Below are 22,659 nucleotides of genomic sequence, written 5' to 3' on the forward strand. Positions count from 1 at the left end.
ATATACCGAGATGATGTTAGCGATAGGCGTTAACGCGATCTCTAAAGTGTTCAGGCACAACCTGCTAGATGGCGAACATCAATAATAGTATATATCATATAAATTTAGTTTTAATAGTTTTTCTATCGCAAATACTGAGATAAAACCACTGGATATACCACTTAGGTTTCATTTGATGGTTAACTATAGTGATAATCACATTGTTTAAAATAAAAAATCGGCCAAAGCTATACTTTGGCCGATTGTATTAACGTCGGTTAGTTAACGTTTATTGTTTTACTGTGTCGTCAATTGCTGAAGATTTACCCGCCCATTGCGCGTTTAATCCAAACACGACTTTATTCACAGTTAATGCAAATGCCACACACACAAACAACGTCACTGGCATTAAATGAATATAGTGAATAGTAGTGTGAAGGGGTGAGCTTTCAAATGTCAGCATGCCATACATAACAACACCTAAAATTACAGCGGCAATACCCGCTCGTGCATCTACATTTTTAAACAACAAGCCAACCACAAAAATTGAGAATATAGGCATACTTAGTAAGCCGTTTAGCTGCTGTAGTAAGTTAATAATGCTGTCAGCTTGCTGGTAAATAGGTACAAGCACCAGCGTCAAACTAGTTAATAATAATGTGACATAACCACTTAGCTTTACAACACTTGGTTCTTTATTAAAATATGCTTCGTGAATATCACACACATATAATGCCGTAGATGAGTTTAGTAAACTGTTATAAGTTGAAAGCACTGCTGCAGCCATTGCTGCGGCAAACACACCTGTTAACCATGTAGGCATTACATCGCCAACAATTCGTCCGTATGCGGCATCACCAATATCGCCATACAACTTGTAAGAAATAATACCAGGTAGCACCACGATTGCCGGAACAATCAAAAGGCGAATACCTGCTGCCGCAAATATCCCTTTTTGCGCTTCTTTGACATTAGGTGCTGCCATAGCGCGCTGTGTAATCGTTTGATTAGTTCCCCAGTAAAACATCTGAATGAATATCATACCAGTCAGTAGCGTTGGCCAAGGGATAGGCGAATCAGGCCCGCCAATTAACGTTAAGCGCTCTTGTGGGATGCCGCTAAAGTCGTAATCAATTGCGTTAAGCGCTAAGAACACGACTAGTATTGCCATACCTAGCACGAGTAGCCCGTTGTATGTATCTGACACCGCAACTGCACGTAGCCCACCAAAAAAGGCATAAATGGCACCTATAATAGCAAAAGCGGTTGCTATGTACATTAATGGTATATCAACTTTAAACATGGTTTGCATAAATAGCGAACCCGAGTAAATAACCGCAGGCATGTAAATGAGTGCATTTCCTGTAAAAAACAAACTACCAATAACGGCACGGATATGCTTATTGTTGTAGCGCTTTTCTAATAACTCAGTGGTTGTTGTGCAGTTATATTTGTAATAAACAGGAATAAACACTTTAGCCAATAATATTAGACCTATAATCGCCGCAAGCTCCCACCAAACTAATAAAGCCATTTGGTTCCCATTCATGCCAACTAACTGGTCTGTACTTAAATTAGTAAGCGTGATTGAGCCTGCAACAAATATCCAAGTTAAACCGCCTCCTGCTAAAAAATATTCTTTATTTTGAGTTTGCTCACTACGCCCCTGATCGCGGCATTTTAAGTATGTAAATAAACCAATTAGGCCTGTTACAATAGCAAAAACTAACACTTGGATCATACTATCAGACATTTTTACTCTCCTGCATTAGCGCGCATTTGCACACCTAATATCGTATTTTCTGAGCAATGGTTATGGTGTTTAATTAAGCGGTTAACTTGAACTAGCGACGATAACATTGCATGGATAGGTAATAAGTAATTTTGTTTATTAAGCTCAACAATATCAGTGTCTGGCAATTTTCTTAGGGCTTCTTCGTCGATTGTGTAGATGCCTTTTACTCGTGTTTTCTTTCCATCACTAAAATTAATAACCAATTCTATTTCTTTAAGTAAGCTCAAAGAGAGTAACTTTTGGGTAAATTCATGTGAAACCTGTTCCTGCTGATAATACTCACTCATTTTATCTTGAACTTGATGCAAAAATTGGCTCGGTTCGCCATTTTGAAATAAAGCTTCGCCCTGTGAATTATTCACATAGTCGCTTTGTTCATTTATGTAAATAGTGAGTGTTTTATCTTTTTCTGGATCTGGCCCTAACTCAAACGGGGCTCTTAAAAACGCTGAAGGAACATGAACTGCTAGCCACTCTTGTTCTGTGAAGAACACATTATGGCCAGCGACTAAACCAAGCAATCCGACAGCGCGAAATTGCCCTTGAGTAGGCTCTTTCATATAAACAACGGGAAAGCTACTCGCAGCTGCGCCAAACTCATGAACAACTAATGATGCGTGGTGCTGATTTTTTGAAAAGCCGAAATTGCTATGTGGTTTTATTTTTATATCCTGATGTTTTGCAGGATCAAGTAGTACATAGTTAGACATGTTTATCTCTCATCAAAGGGAATTACAGTTTTGCAAAACCCAATGAATTTACTTTATTAATAAGATCTCTGTGAGTGGGCAAATTATATTTCAGCTGATCTATACGTATTTTTGTCATCTGTAGCTGTTTTTTTGCTAACTCACCTTGATTATAAATATGTTTCATTTGACTAAAGTCAGACTTAAACCCAACACCATATAAGATGTACTGATAGCTAGCAGCACTAAATGCTTCTACATTATCAGTAAAGTCATACTCGCTTGGGGAGCTATAACGCCAAATAGACAATAACTCTTGCAAAGAATTAGGAATACTCTGTGTATCGCGATGCTCAAGCCAAAACGGTTCAGTACGCTCACTCAAAGCATAATGCAACTTAAGAAAATCAATTACACCGCGCCACTTTTTCAACATGATCGCATTAAAACGTTTTGCAGTAATAGGCATCAATTCTTTATTTGGAGGCAATTGATCCGCGATATAATTTGCAGACGCTTCAATAAGCATGAGCGCTGATGCCTCTAGTGGTTCTAAAAAACCTGCAGCTAAGCCAACAGCAACACAATTATTCTTCCAGAAAATTTTTCGATGCCCTGGTTTGAAATTTATTTTTTTAGCTGTTTTTACCTCTTCCAAGCCAATGTAATTCGCAAGTGTTTTGCGAGCTTGTTCTTCTGAACAATGTTTACTCGAATACACATAACCAACACCACGACGTTCTTGTAAGCCAATATCCCATATCCAACCCGCCTCTTGAGCTGTTGAAATAGTATGACAAGCAATAGGGTCATTTTCATTGATATAAGGAACTTGAGTGGCTATGGCCGTATCAGCTAAAAAAACATCATTGCATGGAATAAACGGAACTTTTAGAGTTTCACCAAGCAACAAACTTCGCATACCTGAGCAGTCTACAAATAAGTCAGCTAGTTGTGCGCCATGTTCTTTGGTCTGTAAACAACTGATATCACCACATGGAGCTTGCTCAATACGATCAACGGTATCGCTAATGTGCTCAACACCAAGTTCACTAATACAGTGCTTTCGTAATAAAGCGATAAACTTTGCCGCATCTAAATGGTAGCCATAATTAGCTATCACTTCGTACTCTTTATTCGCAATAGTTTTCGGGGCTAAACCCTGTTCACATAAATATTGCTGAAAGCTGACGGCTTCAGAAAACGAGCAAGTTGGCTCAACTACAGACTGCCAGTAAGGTGCTGGATCAACTTTATTAAACCCTTGTGGTTCTGTAAACGGGTGATAATAGACATCATCTTTTGCATTCACCCAGTTAACAAACTTACTAGCTTGTTTGAAAGTAGCTCCGCATTCACGCATAAATTGCGTTTCTGAAATTCCCAACTGCGATAATGTTTTACGCATCGTTGGCCATGTCCCCTCACCAACGCCAACTACTGAAATTTCAGGCGATTCAATTAGGGTAACTTTAATGCCTTGGTTGGATAGATTGCTAGCGTGTTTCTTTGCAAGAATGCCTGCAGTTATCCACCCTGCTGTACCACCACCCAGGACAATAATTCGATTAATAACACCAGACAAAGCGTTTACCTTTTCATTGCATGTTAAACTTTAAGAAAAAAGGGGGGTAAATCCCCCCTTTAAACTTACATCATAACCTGACTAGAACGAGCCTCGAATACCTAGTGCATAGCGAGAACCTGAACGAACTTGTTCAGTAAAGTGACTTGCTAAGCTACCGTGTTTAGACGTGTACTCATCAGTAATATTGATACCTTCAAGAATAACTGTAAGGTTGTCGTTTATGTCATAACTGGCGCTAATATCCCACTGTCCATAAGTATCTACGTACTCAGGCTCACCAGTATCACCGTTACGAAGAGTTTGTAAAAACGATTCACGGTTATTGTAAGCAATACGAGCTTGGAAACCGTCTTTTTCATAGAAACCAATTAAGTTTTGTGAATCACCTAATCCTTCTAACTGAAAGCCATCTTCACTATCACTATTAACAATAGTTGCATTTGCTTGGAAACCAAAACCATTTTCAAACGTATGAGTCCAGGCCATTTCTAGACCTTCAACTTGTGCAGTCGCACCATTACGTGGACGACTTACTTCAAAATCATAGCTTCCACTTGCTAAAGAGAAAGACTCTGTAGCCGGTGTTACTGTGATAAAGCCTTCAACATCTTTGCTGAAAATACCAAAAGATACGGCGCTTGCATCATCATAGTACCACTCGTATGACATATCCCAGTTTGTTGATAGGAATGGAGTCAAATTAGGGTTACCACCGCTCGCCAGTAAAATATCTGGACGGGTTGTGCCTATATTTGTAACTGGACGCATTGCTTCTAATGTCGGACGAGTAATCGTTTCTGAGTAAGCAAAACGTAACAACATATCATCTTCAACTTCAAACTTAGCGTTTAAGCTAGGAAGTAAGTTGGTGTAAGAGTTTTTAAGCGTAATTGGAACAGAAGCTCGTTGGCCGTTTGCATCTTCAATGTAAACTTGGTCAAGGATTGTACCGTCTAGTGGGTTTTGAGCAATATCAACTAATGTAGCCTGGTTACCCGATGCTGTAGTTGTAGTTTCACTGTAGCGAACACCAACATTTACAGTCCATGGTATATCACCTAAATCACCTTGGAATACAAAGTCAGCATAAGCAGAAAATATTTCTTCTTCTATTTCAAAACTTGTACCTAACTCAACCGGCGTATAACCATTTAACGCTGCAAACGCTGCAATATTTGCATCTGCATCATCACCGCGGTTGGCTGACTGACCAGAAATAGCGGCATCAGATTCTAGGTACGATAAGTAATCATCTACGTTGTAACCAAAGAATGATGATGGAATACCATTAAACCAACCATTTGGTGTAACTAGATATGCTAAGTCATCTGGAACATCTAGACCGTAACCACAGTAGAAACAATTTGGTAAGCTTGGCGATTGGAATACTTTAGCTTCTTTTGTTCTATCTTGTGTATACACACCGTAGCGTAATTGAGTAAACGTTTCGCTATTTGGTGTATAGGTGAAATCTGCACGCATTTCTGTGATTTCATCAGTTCGTTCATCGCCTCCACGCTCTACGTAGTGAGCACGAAGTTTACTTGAGTCTGCTTGAGTGAATGGGCCGTTAATTCCATCAGAAGATAACCCCGGTAAATCACCACCACCAGTGAAGTCATATGTATAACCGTTTGCGTAACCCATTACGGTGAAAACACGACTTTGATCGCCACTTAAATCTTCAGCTTTAGAAGTAGAAATATCAATATCTACTTTTAATTGATCTGTTAATTTCCAATCAGCATTAAAGCCAAAAGATTGAATTTTAACATTGCGGTCTAAACCTTGTTGAACAAAGTCAGTTGCACCTGAACCACCACCATTTGGATCGTCAAACGCATTGTGTGACCAATAAGTTACTGTTTCTGTTGATGGATCTACCTGAAAATCACGGAAGTTACCTGGAGTAAACCAGTTTGCATAGTTACTTACTTGAGACTCAACTTCAAATTTTGAATAAATACCGTCAAACGTTAAAGTTAGATCATCGCTAGCAGCGTATTGAAATACCAGTGTACCACTTGTGCGTGTGCGGTCTTCAACGTTTGATGTTAAATCTAAATTACGTGGTACCCATACATTAAATGCTTCTTTACCTGTACCTGCAGCAGCATCAAAGTCATTTGTTTGGATACGATCGACACGGTAAAAGCCACGTGTATCAGCTTGGTTAATTTGTGCATCACGCTTTTGTACTGATAAAGAGGCTAGTACGCCTAATTTATCTTCCATAAAGGTGTCACTTATGAGGCCTGAAAATGCAGGGGTTGTGCTTTCAGATAAGCTGTCGTAAGTTGCTTTTACATTACCCACAGCTTTGAAACCGTCCAAATCAAAAGGCTTAGCTGTATTTAAATTAATGTATGAACCAATACCACCTTCTTGATTAGCAGCATTTGATGTTTTGTAGATATCTGCACCTGAAATTAGCTCTGAAGCAAGTGTGTCGAAGCTAAACTCACGGCCAGCTCTTTCCGACGCCATTTGACGGCCATTAACAGTAACCAGGTTAAACTGAGGGCCAAAACCACGCACAGATATAAGCTGACCTTCACCACCGCTTCGGTCAATAGCAACACCTGTAATACGTTGTAGTGACTCTGCTACGTTTTGATCAGGAAATTTACCAAGATCTTCCGCCGAAATACCATCAGAAACGATGAGCGCTTCTTTCTTATCAGAAAAAGAACGCTTAAGGCTACTTATTAAGCCGCGTACTTCAATGACTTCGATATCTTTTTCTGCTGTAGCTCCCTCTGCCTCTTGAGCTGCAACATGGCCGCTTGCCAGTACACCAGCGATAGCTAAACTGAGTGCGGTTTTCTTGTTGAACGATAACTTATTGTTAATTATCATTTTTTAAAAACTCCTGATTGTGTGTAGTTATTTTGTCGTTATGTTGATTGAATAGCTTCAAAATTATTTCAAATACTATTTATATTATAAATACTTTAAACAAAGCAAAAGTGCAACCTTTTCCTTAATAATACGTATCACTTCATTACTATTGATTTTCTTTTTGTTTTCTTTTAATTAACATTAAAATCAAATTAAGGTGTTGAGTTTAATTACGAAAATGCATAAATAATAACCTGATTATATTCTTCATCAGGCAATAAATTAGCTTTAGGATAATTTTCGCGATTTGGCGCATCAGGCCAATTTTGCGCTTCAAGGCACAGTGCTTGTCGTGCCCTAAAAGGGTCACTAACAAAATTAGCTGTGTATAATTGCATACCTGGCTGAGTGCTTTTGAGCGTTAAACTAACGTTCGTGTGTGGCGACGTTAAAGTAGCCATGGTATGAAGGCTGTCGTCGTTTTCAAATACATAACAGTGATCTAAACCATTAGCTGCATCTAATTGGGTGTGACTTTGCGTTAATGCATCTTTAACTAATTTTGGCTTAATGAAATCAAAGCAACTATTTGCAACGGGGGCAGGCTCGCCCAATGGGATGCTGTGCCCATCAATGGGTAAATAGTGAGTCGCATTTACCTGAAGTAAATGGTTCTCAATAGTGTCGCTGCTCTCAAGATTAAAATAGCAATGGTTAGTGAAGTTAACGAGAGTTTCTTTATTGCAAGTCGCTTTAAACTTAAGTAGAAGCTGCCCATTTTCTGCAGTAATGGTTTGCCATACTTTTAACTCTCCAGGAAAACCCTCTTCGCCATCCACTGAGCAATAATAAAGCTCAACCTCACTGTCGGTTTGTTTGGTTACTTGCCAAAGTACTTTATTAAAGCCTTTAACGCCGCCGTGTAGGCTATTAGGGCCGTTATTTGCTTCCAGTTGATACTGCGAGCCAGATAAGTTAAAACGCCCTTCAGCGATACGATTAGCGTATCGACCTACTGTAGCGCCTAAATAAAATGGGTTTTCAAGATAGTACTGAGGATCGTCGACGCTAAGCGTCATTTCTTGGTTTTTAAATTTAATGCTTTTAATTATTGCACCAAATGGCAATATTTCGGCAGTTAGATTCTTAGAGTCACTAAGCTGTATAACCCGCATTGGTTCATCAATGGTTGTCATCGTCACGCACATTCCTCAAAAGTTACCTAGAAAACTATATTAGTTAGATAAGGCAGCTATATATATTATAAATAGTATATAACTCATATTGGTAACTCAATTAAAAAACGTTAAATTTTTTAATAAAATTTACAATTGCGCTATTTATTTAACGTTAATACTGACTACCTTTTTATAATTGGCTAAGTTGAAATGTGCGTAACACCGAAGTATCGGTTTGTAAATTAAGCCATATGCTTCTCAAGTGCTGCTTTTTCTTCAGTGCTCAAAGCTTGCTTAGCTCTTTCAGCAAAGTTATATCTGACCATTACAACCTTTCCAATTGCACAGCATTTATCATGCTGAAATGCCTCTTGCTTGAGTACAAAAGAGCTTTTTCCTATGTGATCTACAGACGTTTTAATCGTGATCTCGTGGCCATAAAATAACTCCCCCACAAACGACACTTCTATTTTGGCAATGATTAGTTTCCAGTCATGTGGGTTTAAGTCTGGCGTAAAAAATTTAAAAATAGGGACGCGAGCGGCTTCAAACCACACGGGGAGTACGGTATTGTTGATGTGTCCGAGTGCATCTGTTTCGCTAAAGCGCGGTATCACTTTTTCAATAAACATATTAATCCAAAAATAATTATACAAAGGTAAACCATGACGGACTTTATTCGCGTTTATGAAAACGCATTGAGCGATGATTTTTGCGATAACTTTATTAATACGTTCACGCAAAGCCCGCATGTAAAACAAGGGGTTACTTCAGGCGGTGTTGATTTAAAGAAAAAAGACAGCCACGACCTACACCTAAATAGTCACCCCGAATACGCAGAGCAATTAAAACATATACAACAAACGACTGCACAACATGTTTTTAACTATATTGAAGAACATATTTTTATGATGATTGGCGCATTTGGCTTAAAGGTTTATCATCCAAAAACGGGGGAAGTAGTAGATTTAACTCAAGAAAATTTTGATGAAGTGGGTAAACCACAGCTCCCTGTCCTTGTGCAGCAAATATTTAGATTAGGTAATGTCCAAGCGCAGAAATACGAGGTAAATAAAGGGGGTTATCCTTACTGGCACAGCGAAGTGTATCCTCAGTTACAACACAATGAAGCCCTGCATCGTGTACTTTTATTTATGTTTTACTTAAACGATGTCGAGGAAGGTGGAGAAACGGAGTTTTATTATCAAAACCGTAAAATAGCCCCTAAAAAAGGCACCATGGTGATAGCGCCTGGCTACTTTACGCATACACATAGGGGTAATAAGCCAGTATCAAACGATAAGTATATTTTAACCTCGTGGGTGCTATTTAACCGTGCAGAGCAAATATATGGTGCACCTAAAAGCTAAACCAATAAATAAGCCATAAGTAACACTTATGGCTTATTTATATATTTAGTAGACGACCTATTTAACCAAGTAGCTCGTCAAACATATCAAACAGCTTATCAAGCTCTTCGACTGTGTTGTAATGCATACAACCAATACGTACTACACCGCCTGTATCAAGCACGTTTAATTGCTTACACAAACCTTGCGCGTAAAAATGTCCATCCCACACACATATATGCTGTTTGCCTAAAAACTCTGAAACGGCGCGTGGCTCTAAACCTTCAAACGTTAAAGCAAACGTAGGGGTACGTTCGTTTAATCGATCAAAGTCATCAATACCGTACAACTTTATACGAGGGTAATTAACTAAGCGCGTTAAAAAGTGTTCACTGAGCGCCATCTCGTGCTGTTTAGTTTTAGCAAATGCAGCTGTTAGCTTTTCACGGCGTGTATGGCCATCATCAAGCTCGCTAATTGCAGCAATGTAATCAACAGCGGCAATAAAGCCTGCCATTGCTTCAAAGCTTTGGGTACCTGTTTCCCAACGTCCCGGCGCTACATCTTTAGCAGGCTCTACTTTGTAAGGCGTAAAACCTTCAAGATGCTCTTTTTTACCGTACACCATCCCTAGGTGTGGGCCAAAAAACTTATACGCTGAGCAGGCTAAAAAGTCGCAATCAAGGGCTTGTACATCAATAAGCTCGTGCGGCGCATAATGTACCGCATCAACGTACACAAGAGCGCCTACAGCACGAGCTAGCTCTATAATACGTTTAATGTCGTTAATTGAGCCTGTAGTATTTGAAGCATAGGTCACAGCCACCAACTTAGTCTTGCTGTTTAATAAGCTTTCAAACTGCGTCATATCTAGGCTGCAATCGGCTTCATTAATCAAGGCAGTATTAACCTTAACGCCTTTATCTTCTGCGGCTTGCTGCCATGATGACACGTTTGAGAAGTGATCGGCGTTAGTCACAATGATCTCATCACCGGCTTGCCAGTCGCGCGAAATAGCTCGGCTAAAGCTAAATGTAAGGCTTGTCATGTTAGGGCCAAACACAATATTTTGAGCACTTGGCGCATTAAGTAAATCGGCTGCAGCTTGGCGTGCATTTGCCATTAGCTCAACAGTTTTATCGCTTGAAAAAAACGCGCCACCGAGGTTTGAATTGTAGTGTCCTAAATAAGCAGACATTGCATTAAGCACTGACTGCGGCACTTGAGACCCACCAGGGCCGTCTAAAAATATCGGCGATTTACCATCAACGCTTTGCATTAATGCCGGAAACTGCTCACGTAATTGCGCTATATTCATGAGCATTCCTTAAGAGGTAAGTACAAAGCAATCCAGGTAACCTGGTTTGCTAGCATCAACTTTATTCATTGGCGTTGCATTGTGCCAAACTTGGCGGTCGTTTATAAGCGCAAACATGCCGTCTTTAATTTCCATTTTGAAACATGGCTCAGCTTGTTTGTTTTCGTATACAAGTAACTCGCCACCCTCTAAGTTTTCGTGCGAAACACCGCATATACATACATGATCAAAACCGTCTTGATGCACGCCTTCAGGCGCTGCTGGCGTATCGCTATCAATGGCTAACATTCTAAATTGATGTATTTCAATATCGCGATCTTCATCAATACCGGTAAGCTGGCAAAACTCACTGACAATACTTTTCATGCCATCTGATTCAAGTAGGCTTTGCTCTAAATTTTCGTAAGTACGTTCAACGTTACCTTGAAACGTATTAATCGAATCGTCTTGAACAAATGCTTTGGCAGCTTGCAATTTTAGCTCACCATCTTGAAATTTAATTACTGAATAACGACGCATACGAAATTCGCCATCTGCATATGGATTTGCAGGTAGGTTATCAAAAGAAGGCTTAACCAAATCAATATTTGCTTGGTTAATAAAACGAAGTTGCAGTAAATTCTGGTTGTTTAATGCAGTCATGAAATCTCGCCTAAAATAATGAGAATATTAAAAGAGATTTTAATGCATATAGCGAGGAATTATTGCTTTATTATCCAACTTAAATGTGAAAAATACTTAATTTTAATTCAGTATAAGGCTATTAAAGCATGAATAATCTAAATTATGTTTAAACAATAAAAAACCCGCCGAAGCGGGTTTTTTATTCAAACTCTATAAATTAAACAGCTTGCTGAATAATTACGTTGTCTGCTTTTTTAGTGTACTGAGGCATACGGTGGAAGTTCAAGTAACGGTAAGTATCTGCTGCCGTTGCATTGATTTTCGCTGCATATTCTTGGTACTCAGCCGGAGTAGGTAATTTACCTAAAATTGCCGCCACTGCAGCAAGTTCTGCTGATGCTAAGAATACGTTTGCGCCTGTACCTAAACGGTTAGGGAAGTTACGTGTTGAGGTAGAAACAACCGTTGCTTTATCTGCAACGCGTGCTTGGTTACCCATACACAGTGAACACCCTGGCGTTTCAATACGTGCACCTACACGACCAAAGATACCGTAGTAACCTTCGTCTGTAAGTTGGTCTTTATCCATCTTCGTTGGTGGAGCAACCCAAAGCTGTGTTGGAATACGACCAGTAAAGCCATCTAATAATTTACCTGCGGCACGGAAGTGACCAATATTAGTCATACAAGAACCGATAAATACTTCATCGATTTTCTCGCCTGTAACGTCAGATAGTAAACGCGCATCATCTGGGTCATTCGGTGCACAAAGTACCGGCTCTTTAATATCAGCTAGGTCGATTTCAAGTACGTGCTTGTATTCTGCATCCGCGTCAGCTTCCATAAGTTCTGGGTTAGCTAACCAATCTTGCATTGCAGTAATACGACGCTCGATTGTACGAACATCGCCGTAACCTTCAGAGATCATCCACTTAAGCATAACAATGTTAGACTCAAGGTACTCAGAGATAGACTCTTTAGAAAGCTTAACAGTACAACCTGCAGCTGAACGTTCTGCTGATGCATCTGATAGTTCAAATGCTTGCTCAACAGTTAAGTGCTCAACACCTTCAATTTCTAGTACACGGCCAGAGAATTCGTTGATTTTACCTTTCTTCTCAACCGTTAATAAGCCTTCTTTGATACCGTAGTAAGGAATTGCATGAACAAGATCACGTAATGTGATACCTGGCTGCATTTCACCTTTAAAGCGAACCAAAATAGACTCAGGCATATCAAGTGGCATAACACCTGTTGCTGCTGCGAATGCTACTGCACCTGAACCCGCTGGGAACGAAATACCTAATGGGAAACGAGTATGTGAATCACCACCAGTACCTACGGTATCTGGTAATAACATACGGTTTAACCACGAGTGAATTACACCGTCACCAGGGCGAAGTGAAACACCGCCACGGTTCATGATGAAATCAGGAAGCGTATGGTGCGTGTTTACGTCAATTGGTTTAGGGTAAGCAGAGGTATGACAGAATGACTGCATTGTTAAATCTGCAGAGAAACCTAAACATGCTAAGTCTTTAAGTTCATCACGTGTCATAGGACCAGTAGTATCTTGCGAACCTACAGTAGTCATTTTAGGCTCACAGTATTGGCCTGGGCGAATACCGGCTACGTTACATGCTTTACCAACCATTTTTTGCGCTAGTGTAAAGCCTTTGTCTGACTCTTCAGTCACTGCTGGTACTTTAAATACATCAGTAGCACCTAAACCTAAAGATGTACGTGCTTTGTCTGTTAAACCACGACCAATGATAAGTGGAATACGACCACCAGCACGAACTTCATCAAGGATTACATCTGATTTAAGTTCGAAAGTAGAGATAACATCATCAGTACCATGGCGTTTAACAACACCTTCGTATGGGTAAATATCAATTTGATCACCCATGTTGAACTCGTCAACATTTAATTCGATTGGTAATGCGCCAGAATCTTCCATTGTGTTAAAGAAGATAGGTGCTATTTTGTTACCTAAACATACACCACCAACACGTTTGTTTGGTACAAATGGGATATCATCACCCATAAACCAAAGCACAGAGTTAGTAGCAGACTTACGAGAAGAACCAGTACCTACAACGTCACCTACATAAGCAAGTGGTAAGCCTTTAGTTTTTAATTCTTCAAGCTGTACGATAGGACCTACTTCACCTGCTTTATCTGGGTTTATGCCATCACGCTCATTTTTTAGCATTGCCAAAGCATGAAGTGGGATATCAGGACGTGACCATGCATCTGGTGCAGGTGATAAGTCATCGGTGTTTGTTTCACCCGTTACTTTAAATACAGTAACAGAGATTTTTTCAGCTACTGCTGGCTTATTTGTAAACCATTCAGCTGCAGCCCAAGATTCGATAATTTGCTTAGCAAACGCATTGCCTGCTTTGGCTTTTTCTTCTACGTCGTAGAAAGCATCAAACATAAGTAATGTGTTTGAAAGGCCTTTTACTACGATTGGTGCTAATGATTCGTCATCAAGTAGGTCAATCATTGGCGCGATATTGTATCCGCCTAGCATTGTTCCTAATAATTCAGCTGCTTTTTCTTTAGAGATAAGAGAAGTAGTCGCTTCACCTTTAGCAACAGCGGCTAGGAAGCCTGCTTTGATGTAAGCAGCGTCATCAACACCTGGTGGTACACGATTGATTAATAAATCTAAAATGAATTCTTCTTCACCTGCCGGTGGGTTTTTTATTAATTCAATAAGATCAGCAGTTTGCTGAGCATCTAATGGCGCTGGTACGATACCTAACGCGGCACGTTCTTCTACGTGTTTACGATATTCTTGTAGCACAATATTGCCCTCTTGGTGACGTGAAAGTATTCGGTAGCGCTTCATGCGCACTTGTTACCCAATACTTATAGTATTCTAACGCGTAATTATAAAGCTTTTATAGATAGATGAAAATCCATCCAGTTACACAACTGATTATACCGACTATAAACACTATGAATAGTAGTTACGGGAAATTCTATTTCCATGAATACTTGTTAAGTAATAATCATTACTATTTAGGTAGACAAGCATAAATAGCGGCCATAAAAAAACCCAGCATAAGCTGGGTTTTTATAATCAAAATAATCTATTAACGTAAAACTTTTACTGTTTTGATTGTTTTGATGTGCGCTTCAACACGACGATTCTCTGCGTGTGCAGCGGCTGTGTTAGCTTCATTTTTAAGGCGCTCTTCACCTAAACCTACCGTAGTAATGCGGTCAGATGCAATACCGTCAGCTATTAATTGCTTAGCTACCGAATCAGCACGCTTTTTAGATAGCATTTTGTTGTAAGTCGCTTTACCTACTGCTGAAGTATGACCTTCTAAAAGCACTGTTGTATCTGGGTAATCTTTTAAGAAAGATGCAACTTGATCGATGTCGTCTAAGTAACGCTGTGATACAGCAGCTTTGTCGTTAGGGAACGTTACTAATAAGCTCACAGTTACTTCTTTATCTTCATATAAAGTACAACCAGTACCATCAACAGCATCTGTCATTGGTGTATTAGGACACTTGTCATCAGCATCTAAAATATTGTCATTGTCGCTGTCTACTGGCTCAACCATAACTTCAACAACCTCTGGCGCAGGCTGTACCGGCTCAGCAGGCATAGTGTTTTGTCCAAAGAAATAGTTAATACCTAATTTAGCGCCAACATCTGTGTAACCTTTATCAATACCTTGATATACAGCAGTTTCAACGTTAGCGAATAAGTTGTCAGTAATGAAGTGTCTGTAACCAACACCTGCATTTAAGAACGTGTTGTCATCAACAACGTCCATTGATTTAATACCAACTAAACCGTAGAAAGGACCGCCATCTAAATGGTAAAGCGCATCAATACCAAAACGGCTACCGTCGATGTTGTTACGGTTACCAGCGGCTTTGTCGAATGCATTGAAATCAAGATCTGCATACTCTAAACGAGCACTCCAAAAATCGCTGAAGCGGTAACCCGCTTCAAGACCAAAGCCAGTCGACTCGTTTACGTCAAGACCAGCCTGTGCGCTCATATTTTCCCAAGACGCATCGTAGTAGTCGCCAAATGCGCCAATATAGAAACCTTCTTGCTTGTCAGCAGCAAAAGTAGATACGCTAGTTGCAGCTAACGCAATTGCAATAGTTAGTGATTTTAATTTCATTGTTTTCTTCCCATTTTAACAACTAATAAATTGTGGCTAATTAAGTACTAGCTCACTAAGTTTTATACAGACTAACTCAACTTTTGTTAATCAATACTTAACGAAAAATAAAGTTTATAATTTTTTTCAATGCGATATAACGATATCCAACAAATCAGTTTAGGTGAAATTTAAAACTTTACCTAGCTAGAAACCAACTAGTTGATCATATAAATCGATAATCTGCAGAAGACACAAAGACAACTCAATCAATTGTTCTTGCTCACAATGAAACTAACTTATCTTTATGTTTAGATAGTAACACCGGAATTTGCTTTGCTCAATCAATGAACATCTCTGTGCTAAAATATCGTTATTTATAATCATTAACTTATCTATTTTTACAACACTTAAGTACCACAAAAAGTTTTATAGTCGGTATCATTTGACGGTACCTCTTGAAATTCGGCCATATCATCGCTGAACAAATACGGATTATTAGCTACTTTTACAAAACGGCTCATCAGTTTACTTGAACCAAGCTCATTATATTCAGCTAATATTGTTTCAATTATATGATTTCGCGGAATTATACGTGGATTGGCTGCTCGCATGGTTTTGTAGCTATCGTTACTTGTTCGGCTTTGCCACTTATTCGCCCACTCAATTAATTCTTTTGGAATAGTTGCATTGCCATTCACAAACTCCGTCAGTGCATCAAAAGTATTGGTGTAATCAAGATGATGTGCTTGCAATAATGTTAGTAGCTCAGAAACAAGATCTATGTCGCCCTCTTTTGCACCAGCCAGGCCTAATTTTTTGCTCCACATTACTGTAAATTGAGTATTAAATTGCTCTGAAAAATGATGTATAACTGGAGTAAGTAATGACACAGCTTTTTCTTCATCATCGCTAATTAATGGGATAAGGCTTTCAGCTAAGCGAGCACAATTCCAACTCGCCATATTTGGCTGATTACCAAAAGAGTAGCGGCCTTGCTTGTCTATAGAGCTAAATACGGTGTCAAAATCAAAGCTATCCATCATTGCACACGGGCCATAATCTATAGTTTCGCCACTTACGAGCGTGTTATCGGTGTTCATAACGCCATGAACAAACCCAACGCGCATCCAATTAATAATCAAGTTCACTTGATTGCTAATGACTGCTGTCAAAAAAGCGATATACCGCTCAGGGCCTTCACTCGTTATTTCAGGGTAATGGCGTTTAATTGCTAAATCAGCTAATTTTTTTAATCCCTCAGCATCGCCTTGGGTTGCTAAGTATTGAAACGAGCCAACACGAATATGGCTGCTTGCTAGGCGAGTAACAACAGCCCCTGGTTGAGGCGGATTACGGTAAACCGCTTCGCCGGTACCAACCACAGCCAAACAACGAGTAGTGGGAATACCTAATGCGTGCATAGCTTCACTCATTACGTATTCACGAATAGCAGGGCCTAATGCACATCGCCCATCGCCACCTCTAGAATACGGGGTAGCGCCTGAGCCCTTTAACTGAATGTCCCACAGCTGGTTTTTATCGTCATTTATAGCACCAAGCAAATGCGCTCGCCCATCACCCAAACGCGGCGAAAAGTGACCAAACTGGTGCCCAGAATAACCAAGCGCTACCGACTTTATTTGCTGTGATTCATTGCCTGCAAAGGTACTAGGGCGCAGCTGCGGCTCAACACCTATATTAAACTGCTTTGCTAACGCTTCGTTCCACAAAAGCAGTTGCGGAGCTGCAACGCTTGATGGTTGATCTTCTATTGCGAAATTATCTGCTATGTCTGTGTATCTCGGCACTAGTTTCATGGTTAATTTCCTGACTGTTGACGTATACCTACGCGATTGTCACCCACACCATAGGCCACAATTAAACTTAGCTCTTGCATACTTAAACCACTTTGCTTTTGCATTTCGTTAAAAAATGCCTGCGCAGCAGTGAGTGATTTTTTAGTTTGCAGCCCACCATCAATAATTTTATGTGCCCTTAGGTAACTCTCTACATCTCGCGAAAGTAAAAAAGTGTCTTTGCCAAGTGCTCTTAAGGCATAAGGGCCTGTATTACCGCCTAATCGGGCACCGTGTTTTTTTAAATGCGCCCATAAACCAATAATATTATCTGTTGGCCACTGGGCAATAAACTTGCTAAAACTGCCATATTCCTGTGCTATTTCGTGGATCATGTAGGCATTTTCAGGAATTGTTTTCACTTTTTTATAATTACGAATAATACGCTCATCACTCGCTTTTTGCTCGAGCATATCGGGCGGCATCATTAATAGCTTATCAACGCTGAATTCCCAAAAAACCTCTCTAAAGCCCGGCCATTTGCTGTTTATTACCGACCAGTAAAAACCACTTTGAAAAACTTTTCGGGTAAATTCTTCAAGCCAATCGTCGTCACTTAACGTGCTTAATGCTTTTTTAGATAAGGGTTTTGCGAGTAATAACTTAAGCATTTTTTCAGAGCCTTTTCGCTCTACTGCTCGCTTATAAATATCGCTAAATTTTTCCATACTTATTAAATACCTCGCTGCTCATAGGGTTAGTTTACGAGAAAAGCAGCCAATACGTAACCACCCACATTTTCGATGAACTAATCTGTACCCTGCAACTTGACACCTAGACGGCTAAAATGTTTTAATCGCCGCAATTACCCTATTTAAATTGTATTTTGTTAAACCTTTTGCGGTTAAACAAAATACAAAGGGCTAGAAGAGGTGCGTTATTCAGGTAGCGTATGTTAGGAGCGCAAACTCCAGTGAGCATACGTCAGGGGAATACCGCCGAGAGGTAAACGCTTTTGCGAAGCAATTACTTCGGGCGACTAGGTTGAATCCTAGCGACTGTCACCAATAGCTGTTTTAAAACAGCTTATTAGTTTGGTGGAGAGCTTCTGGTCTTAAATAATAAGGCCTTGCGCCCTATTATTTTAAGCCCATTCGCTCTTCGAATACTGTTCGAACGACGTTAATGCGGCTCACATCATACAGCCCCTTTAATATCTCGAACACCTTATAGGTTCGTAAGAGATGATCAATAATTTCAATTTAAACGACTACGCACTGTGGACAGCGCTTGTTACGCCGTTTGATCAACAAGGTAATGTTGACTACGACACGCTCACAACACTTGTTAGCGAACAAGAAGCAGCACACAACGGTATTTTACTGCTCGGTAGTACAGGTGAAGGCTTAGCCCTTACGCTTAAAGAGCAACAAGCGATTGTTGAGCATGTGTGCCAATTAAAACCCAGTGTACCGCTTATGGTTGCTGTTGGTGGTAGTAATTTAGCTCAACAAAAAGAATGGGTTAGCTACTGTAACCAATTACCTATTCACAGCTACTTATTAGGCTCGCCTCTTTATGCAAAACCAGGAGCTGTAGGTCAAACTCTTTGGTACGAAAGCTTGTTAAACGAAAGCGCGCATCCGTGTATGTTGTACAACGTACCTGGGCGCAGCGGTGTAAGCATTCCTATCGAAACCATTGAAAACTTAAAAGCGCACCCAAAACTGTGGGCCTTAAAAGAAGCCAGTGGCAACATCACCCAATTTGAAGCATACCGACAAGCCGCGCCTAATTTAGCGCTATACAGTGGCGACGATGCACTTATGCCCTACTTCGCACAAGCTGGCGCAAAAGGCTTAGTATCGGTTGCGGCAAACGCATGGCCAAAACAAACGCACGAGTTTGTAAAACGTAGCCTAAGCGGTCAACACCCCAATTTATTTGCTCAGTGGACTCGCGCTATTAATAGCCTATTTACTGTAGCAAACCCTATCCCCGTTAAAGTGCTAATGCACCAACAAGGCCGCTTAAGTAGCCCGTTGTTGCGTCCGCCTTTGACGCATCTTGAGTTAACGCAAACCGATTGCATTACCACTGCAAACGACACCATTTTATCTTGGCATTAAATACAGGTTTTTATAATGAGCTGGTTAGAACTACTTAATAATTTAGAATCGGGCGCAGTACGCGCAGCATCACAAAACGAAAGCGGCCAATGGGAAGCCAACGTAGAAGTAAAACAAGGCATTTTAGAAGCCTTTAAAAATGGCACTAACACCGAGTTTGCAGGCGGATTTGTTGATAAGCACAACCTTGCACCGCAAGAGTTTAGCACTGACGACGGCGTGCGTATGGTACCAGGTGGTTCAAGCGTTCGTCGTGGTGCCTACGTAGCTAAAGGCACTATTATTATGCCACCAGCGTACGTAAATATTGGCGCATACATCGACGAAGGCACTATGGTTGATAGCCACGCATTAGTGGGTTCGTGCGCACAAGTTGGTAAAAATGTGCATTTAAGCGCAGCTGTTCAACTTGGTGGTGTACTTGAGCCAATCGGGGCAAGCCCAGTAGTAGTTGAAGACGATGCGTTTATTGGCGCCGGTTGTGTCATTGTTGAAGGCGTAGTGGTTAAAAAAGGCGCGGTACTGGCACCAGGCGTGCGTTTATCTGCAACCATTCCGGTATACGACTGCGTTAACGAGCGCCAGCTAGATAAAGGCGAGCCAATTCCAGAGTACGCCATTGTAATACCGGGCTCTCGCCCTGCGTCTAACGAGTGGGCTCGTGAGCAAGGCCTAAGCATGTCGTGTGCGTTAATTGTTAAATACCGCGACGAGCAAAGCGATGCATCATTATTGCTAGAAGAGGTTTTACGATAATGAGCTTTTTGAGCACGCCAATCAAAACCGCTGTTAATAAGCTTACTCAGCAACTTGATACCCCTTTTTTTGTTTACGACCTAGATAAACTAAACGCACACCTTACCCGTTTAGTTGCACAAACCGATGTAAAGCTTTGGTATGCTGTAAAAGCGAATCCGCTGTCTAAGGTTATTCAAAGCTTAGATAGCGCAGGCTTTAACTTTGACGTAGCAAGTAAAGGTGAACTTGAACAAGTACTTGCACAAGGTATTAGTTCGCAGCGCGTGCTCAACACAGGACCTGCAAAGAGCCCTAAACAAATTAAACACTTTATCGAGCGCGGCGTACGTATTTTTGTTGCCGAAAGCCTCAATCAAGTGCGTTGGTTAAACCAACAAGCGCAGCTGCAAAATACGCAGCTGCAAGTTTTATTGCGTGTGCAACTACGCTGGCCTGAAGGTGAAAAAAACCCACTAGGCGGCGACAGCCTTACTCCGTTTGGGCTTGGCTGCGATGAATGGCAAGCGCTCAATACTGGCGATTACCCAGCACTTAATTTTGATGGCCTGCATATTTTTCAGTGGGGCAACATGCTTAGCACGCAAAAGCTAAGCGAGCTGTGGTCGCAAATGATTGCACCGCTTACCACCTTGGCTAATAACTTAAATATAAACCTTAAAATTTTAGATTTAGGCGGCGGTTTAGGCATTCCTTATACACAAAACGAGACAATACTTGAATGGGATGGTCTTATAGCCGCGCTTGCTAAAATTAAAAAAGAGGCGGGTGTAGACGAGCTTTGGATGGAGCTTGGCCGCTACGCTGTAGGCGAATGCGGTCATTATGCTAACCCCGTAATAGAGTGCAAACAAAACTACGGCCAACAGCAAGTTATTTTAACCGGTGGGATTAACCACTTATTGCGCCCTGCTGTTACAAGCCAAGATTTTCCTGCGGCGTTATTGCGCGAATCAACGGCGCCAGAACAAGCAATGAGCCTATATGGCCCATTATGTACTGCCCTTGATTGCTTAGGCGAGCATACCCTACCAAGCGATTTAAACGAGCAAGACTGGCTGGTGTTTAGCCAATGTGGCGCCTATGGTTTTACCGAAAGCATGCCCTATTTCTTATGCCATGAACTAGCTGCAGAATACGTGTTACAAAATGGCGAGCTCACCTGTGTGCGCCAAGCAGAAGATGCCAGTCACTACTTAAGGTAATAAACATGAGCATAACAACACCCATTAGCCAAGAAAATATTGTAGTAGGGGAAGTAGCAAATGGCTTGCCTCTCACTATTCCGGTGTATCGCTTAAAAGGCGATGGTAGCGGGCCAAGCGTGTATATTCAAGCCAACATGCATGGCGCCGAGGTACAAGGTAACGCGGTTATATTTCAGTTGCTAGAGCAGTTAAAGCAGCTCAATTTAAAAGGCGACATTACCTTAGTACCATATGCTAACCCTATTGGTTGCAATCAAAAATCAGGGGAGTTTACCCTTGGCCGATTCGACCCTATTACGGGCACCAACTGGAACCGTATGTATCACTACAATAGTGATTTAGTTACCCAGTTTGCACACGAGCATAGTCAGTACGACGATGCAGCTTTAAAAAGTAATTTTAAAGCTGCCCTAATTGATGAAATAGACACCAAACTTAACGGCCCCGCATATTTACTCAATACCGGTAAACGCATTGCGCTTAACCTGCAAAAGCTTGCGCACCAAGCCGACATAGTGCTCGATTTACACACAGGCCCTATTTCAAGTAAGCATTTATATTGCCCAACCTATGCAACAGACAGTGCTCGTTATTTTAATATTGAACATGTACTGCTGATCCCAAGCGACTTTGATGGCGCTATGGATGAAGCTAGCTTTTGCCCATGGTGGCACTTAAGTAATGCACTTAGCGCGCAAGGGCGTTCGTTCAACGTGCAGGTAGAAGCCTTTACAGTTGAGCTAGGTAGCCAAGAAAAAATAGATTTAAAAGAAGCACTCAACGATGCAAAGAGCATATTATGCTACCTAAATCATAAGAACGTATTAGTAGATGCGCCGCATAAACCAGCTAATATAACTCGCTATGCGTGTAACCTAGATGACTACTTTGCCTATTACGCCCCTATTGGCGGCATGGTTGAATATGTAGCACCACTTGGTGGTCATATTAAAGCAGGCGAGCCCATCGCACATATTTTACGTATGGAACGCTATCTAAGTGAACAACCATTACAAACGCTGACTCTTGATTGCGATGCTATCGCTATTTTGCACTTTGCCTCAGCAAGCGTTAATCAAGGCACTGAGTTGTATAAATTTTTTACAAACGTATTTGAGCTATAGCTCACCCTTCTCATTGCGTGAGAGTACATTAATCTCCTAAGTTAATGTACATTAGATAAAGCGGCTTTGGCCGCTTTTCTTTTGATCTGTTAGTACCGCCTTTAACGTAATGTAAACAGTTCAGTAAAAGTTCACTGTAC

17 protein-coding genes and 1 riboswitch are annotated in these 22,659 nt (G+C 40.8%); of the genes, 5 read left to right on the forward strand and 12 right to left on the reverse strand.

Annotated elements, in window-relative coordinates; all coding sequences use genetic code 11:
* Positions 1–268: 268 nt before the first annotated feature.
* The 6 genes from PMAN_RS13550 to PMAN_RS13575 all read right to left on the reverse strand — a co-directional run bounded on the left by PMAN_RS13550 (position 269) and on the right by PMAN_RS13575 (position 8,702).
* Positions 269–1,732, reverse strand: a complete 1,464-nt coding sequence (locus PMAN_RS13550) for an SLC5 family protein (RefSeq protein WP_010557673.1) — start codon at positions 1,730–1,732, stop codon at positions 269–271.
* A gap of 2 nt (positions 1,733–1,734) precedes the next feature.
* A complete protein-coding gene (locus tag PMAN_RS13555) occupies positions 1,735–2,484 on the reverse strand; it encodes a SapC family protein (protein WP_010557672.1) in 750 nt (249 codons plus the stop codon).
* A gap of 22 nt (positions 2,485–2,506) precedes the next feature.
* Positions 2,507–4,048 carry a tryptophan halogenase family protein gene (locus PMAN_RS13560; protein WP_010557671.1) on the reverse strand — a complete coding sequence of 514 codons (1,542 nt, stop codon included), beginning with the start codon at positions 4,046–4,048 and terminating at the stop codon, positions 2,507–2,509.
* Positions 4,049–4,129: 81 nt separating this feature from the next.
* The gene (locus PMAN_RS13565; protein ID WP_010557670.1) at positions 4,130–6,910 is read right to left on the reverse strand and encodes a TonB-dependent receptor; all 2,781 of its coding nucleotides are present in this window, start codon (positions 6,908–6,910) and stop codon (positions 4,130–4,132) included.
* A 212-nt stretch (positions 6,911–7,122) separates the two neighbouring features.
* Positions 7,123–8,088, reverse strand: a complete 966-nt coding sequence (locus tag PMAN_RS13570) for an aldose epimerase family protein (RefSeq protein WP_010557669.1) — start codon at positions 8,086–8,088, stop codon at positions 7,123–7,125.
* Between the two features lie 224 nt (positions 8,089–8,312).
* On the reverse strand, positions 8,313–8,702 hold the full coding sequence (locus PMAN_RS13575) for an acyl-CoA thioesterase (protein WP_006791310.1): 390 nt from the start codon (positions 8,700–8,702) through the stop codon (positions 8,313–8,315).
* Between the two features lie 33 nt (positions 8,703–8,735).
* Between PMAN_RS13575 and PMAN_RS13580 the strand changes: the two genes are divergently transcribed.
* Positions 8,736–9,440 carry a 2OG-Fe(II) oxygenase gene (locus tag PMAN_RS13580; RefSeq protein ID WP_010557668.1) on the forward strand — a complete coding sequence of 235 codons (705 nt, stop codon included), beginning with the start codon at positions 8,736–8,738 and terminating at the stop codon, positions 9,438–9,440.
* Between the two features lie 61 nt (positions 9,441–9,501).
* On the opposite strand, the gene PMAN_RS13585 is transcribed toward PMAN_RS13580, so the two are convergent.
* From PMAN_RS13585 to PMAN_RS13610, 6 genes are all read right to left on the reverse strand, one after another.
* On the reverse strand, positions 9,502–10,737 hold the full coding sequence (locus PMAN_RS13585) for a cysteine desulfurase-like protein (RefSeq protein ID WP_010557667.1): 1,236 nt from the start codon (positions 10,735–10,737) through the stop codon (positions 9,502–9,504).
* 9 nt (positions 10,738–10,746) lie between these two features.
* Positions 10,747–11,379 (reverse strand): 2OG-Fe dioxygenase family protein, encoded by a 633-nt coding sequence (locus PMAN_RS13590; RefSeq protein WP_010557666.1) that lies wholly within the window; start codon positions 11,377–11,379, stop codon positions 10,747–10,749.
* Between the two features lie 199 nt (positions 11,380–11,578).
* Positions 11,579–14,176: a bifunctional aconitate hydratase 2/2-methylisocitrate dehydratase gene (acnB, locus tag PMAN_RS13595; protein WP_006791315.1), complete on the reverse strand. Its 2,598-nt coding sequence runs from the start codon at positions 14,174–14,176 to the stop codon at positions 11,579–11,581.
* Between the two features lie 292 nt (positions 14,177–14,468).
* The gene (locus PMAN_RS13600; protein WP_006791316.1) at positions 14,469–15,524 is read right to left on the reverse strand and encodes an OmpA family protein; all 1,056 of its coding nucleotides are present in this window, start codon (positions 15,522–15,524) and stop codon (positions 14,469–14,471) included.
* 389 nt (positions 15,525–15,913) lie between these two features.
* Positions 15,914–17,323: a protein adenylyltransferase SelO gene (locus tag PMAN_RS13605; protein ID WP_010557665.1), complete on the reverse strand. Its 1,410-nt coding sequence runs from the start codon at positions 17,321–17,323 to the stop codon at positions 15,914–15,916.
* Between the two features lie 2 nt (positions 17,324–17,325).
* Positions 17,326–18,030: a DNA-3-methyladenine glycosylase I gene (locus PMAN_RS13610; RefSeq protein WP_006791318.1), complete on the reverse strand. Its 705-nt coding sequence runs from the start codon at positions 18,028–18,030 to the stop codon at positions 17,326–17,328.
* 191 nt (positions 18,031–18,221) lie between these two features.
* Positions 18,222–18,418: riboswitch (Lysine riboswitch) on the forward strand.
* Positions 18,419–18,546: 128 nt separating this feature from the next.
* Between PMAN_RS13610 and dapA the strand changes: the two genes are divergently transcribed.
* From dapA to PMAN_RS13630, 4 genes are read left to right on the forward strand one after another with little or no spacing between them, the layout of a single operon-like run.
* A complete protein-coding gene (gene dapA / locus PMAN_RS13615; RefSeq protein ID WP_010557664.1) occupies positions 18,547–19,431 on the forward strand; it encodes a 4-hydroxy-tetrahydrodipicolinate synthase in 885 nt (294 codons plus the stop codon).
* Positions 19,432–19,446: 15 nt separating this feature from the next.
* The gene (locus PMAN_RS13620) at positions 19,447–20,187 is read left to right on the forward strand and encodes a 2,3,4,5-tetrahydropyridine-2,6-dicarboxylate N-succinyltransferase (RefSeq protein ID WP_006791320.1); all 741 of its coding nucleotides are present in this window, start codon (positions 19,447–19,449) and stop codon (positions 20,185–20,187) included.
* Positions 20,187–21,392 carry a PLP-dependent decarboxylase gene (locus PMAN_RS13625; RefSeq protein ID WP_010557663.1) on the forward strand — a complete coding sequence of 402 codons (1,206 nt, stop codon included), beginning with the start codon at positions 20,187–20,189 and terminating at the stop codon, positions 21,390–21,392. Before PMAN_RS13620 ends, PMAN_RS13625 begins: the two co-directional genes overlap by 1 nt.
* 5 nt (positions 21,393–21,397) lie before the next feature.
* On the forward strand, positions 21,398–22,519 hold the full coding sequence (locus tag PMAN_RS13630; RefSeq protein WP_010557662.1) for a succinylglutamate desuccinylase/aspartoacylase family protein: 1,122 nt from the start codon (positions 21,398–21,400) through the stop codon (positions 22,517–22,519).
* Positions 22,520–22,659: the final 140 nt, after the last annotated feature.

The organism is Pseudoalteromonas marina, from assembly GCF_000238335.3.
Taxonomy (GTDB): domain Bacteria; phylum Pseudomonadota; class Gammaproteobacteria; order Enterobacterales; family Alteromonadaceae; genus Pseudoalteromonas; species Pseudoalteromonas marina.

Excerpts from the sequence above, each read along its gene's own strand:
- PMAN_RS13570 (WP_010557669.1), bottom strand. The coding sequence starts at position 8,088 with ATGACAACCATTGATGAACCAATGCGGGTTATACAGCTTAGTGACTCT.
- PMAN_RS13565 (WP_010557670.1), bottom strand. The coding sequence starts at position 6,910 with ATGATAATTAACAATAAGTTATCGTTCAACAAGAAAACCGCACTCAGT.
- PMAN_RS13620 (WP_006791320.1), top strand. The coding sequence starts at position 19,447 with ATGAGCTGGTTAGAACTACTTAATAATTTAGAATCGGGCGCAGTACGC.
- PMAN_RS13630 (WP_010557662.1), top strand. The coding sequence starts at position 21,398 with ATGAGCATAACAACACCCATTAGCCAAGAAAATATTGTAGTAGGGGAA.
- dapA (WP_010557664.1), top strand. The coding sequence starts at position 18,547 with ATGATCAATAATTTCAATTTAAACGACTACGCACTGTGGACAGCGCTT.
- PMAN_RS13555 (WP_010557672.1), bottom strand. The coding sequence starts at position 2,484 with ATGTCTAACTATGTACTACTTGATCCTGCAAAACATCAGGATATAAAA.
- PMAN_RS13605 (WP_010557665.1), bottom strand. The coding sequence starts at position 17,323 with ATGAAACTAGTGCCGAGATACACAGACATAGCAGATAATTTCGCAATA.
- PMAN_RS13550 (WP_010557673.1), bottom strand. The coding sequence starts at position 1,732 with ATGTCTGATAGTATGATCCAAGTGTTAGTTTTTGCTATTGTAACAGGC.
- PMAN_RS13580 (WP_010557668.1), top strand. The coding sequence starts at position 8,736 with ATGACGGACTTTATTCGCGTTTATGAAAACGCATTGAGCGATGATTTT.
- PMAN_RS13575 (WP_006791310.1), bottom strand. The coding sequence starts at position 8,702 with ATGTTTATTGAAAAAGTGATACCGCGCTTTAGCGAAACAGATGCACTC.
- PMAN_RS13625 (WP_010557663.1), top strand. The coding sequence starts at position 20,187 with ATGAGCTTTTTGAGCACGCCAATCAAAACCGCTGTTAATAAGCTTACT.
- PMAN_RS13590 (WP_010557666.1), bottom strand. The coding sequence starts at position 11,379 with ATGACTGCATTAAACAACCAGAATTTACTGCAACTTCGTTTTATTAAC.
- PMAN_RS13610 (WP_006791318.1), bottom strand. The coding sequence starts at position 18,030 with ATGGAAAAATTTAGCGATATTTATAAGCGAGCAGTAGAGCGAAAAGGC.
- PMAN_RS13600 (WP_006791316.1), bottom strand. The coding sequence starts at position 15,524 with ATGAAATTAAAATCACTAACTATTGCAATTGCGTTAGCTGCAACTAGC.
- PMAN_RS13585 (WP_010557667.1), bottom strand. The coding sequence starts at position 10,737 with ATGAATATAGCGCAATTACGTGAGCAGTTTCCGGCATTAATGCAAAGC.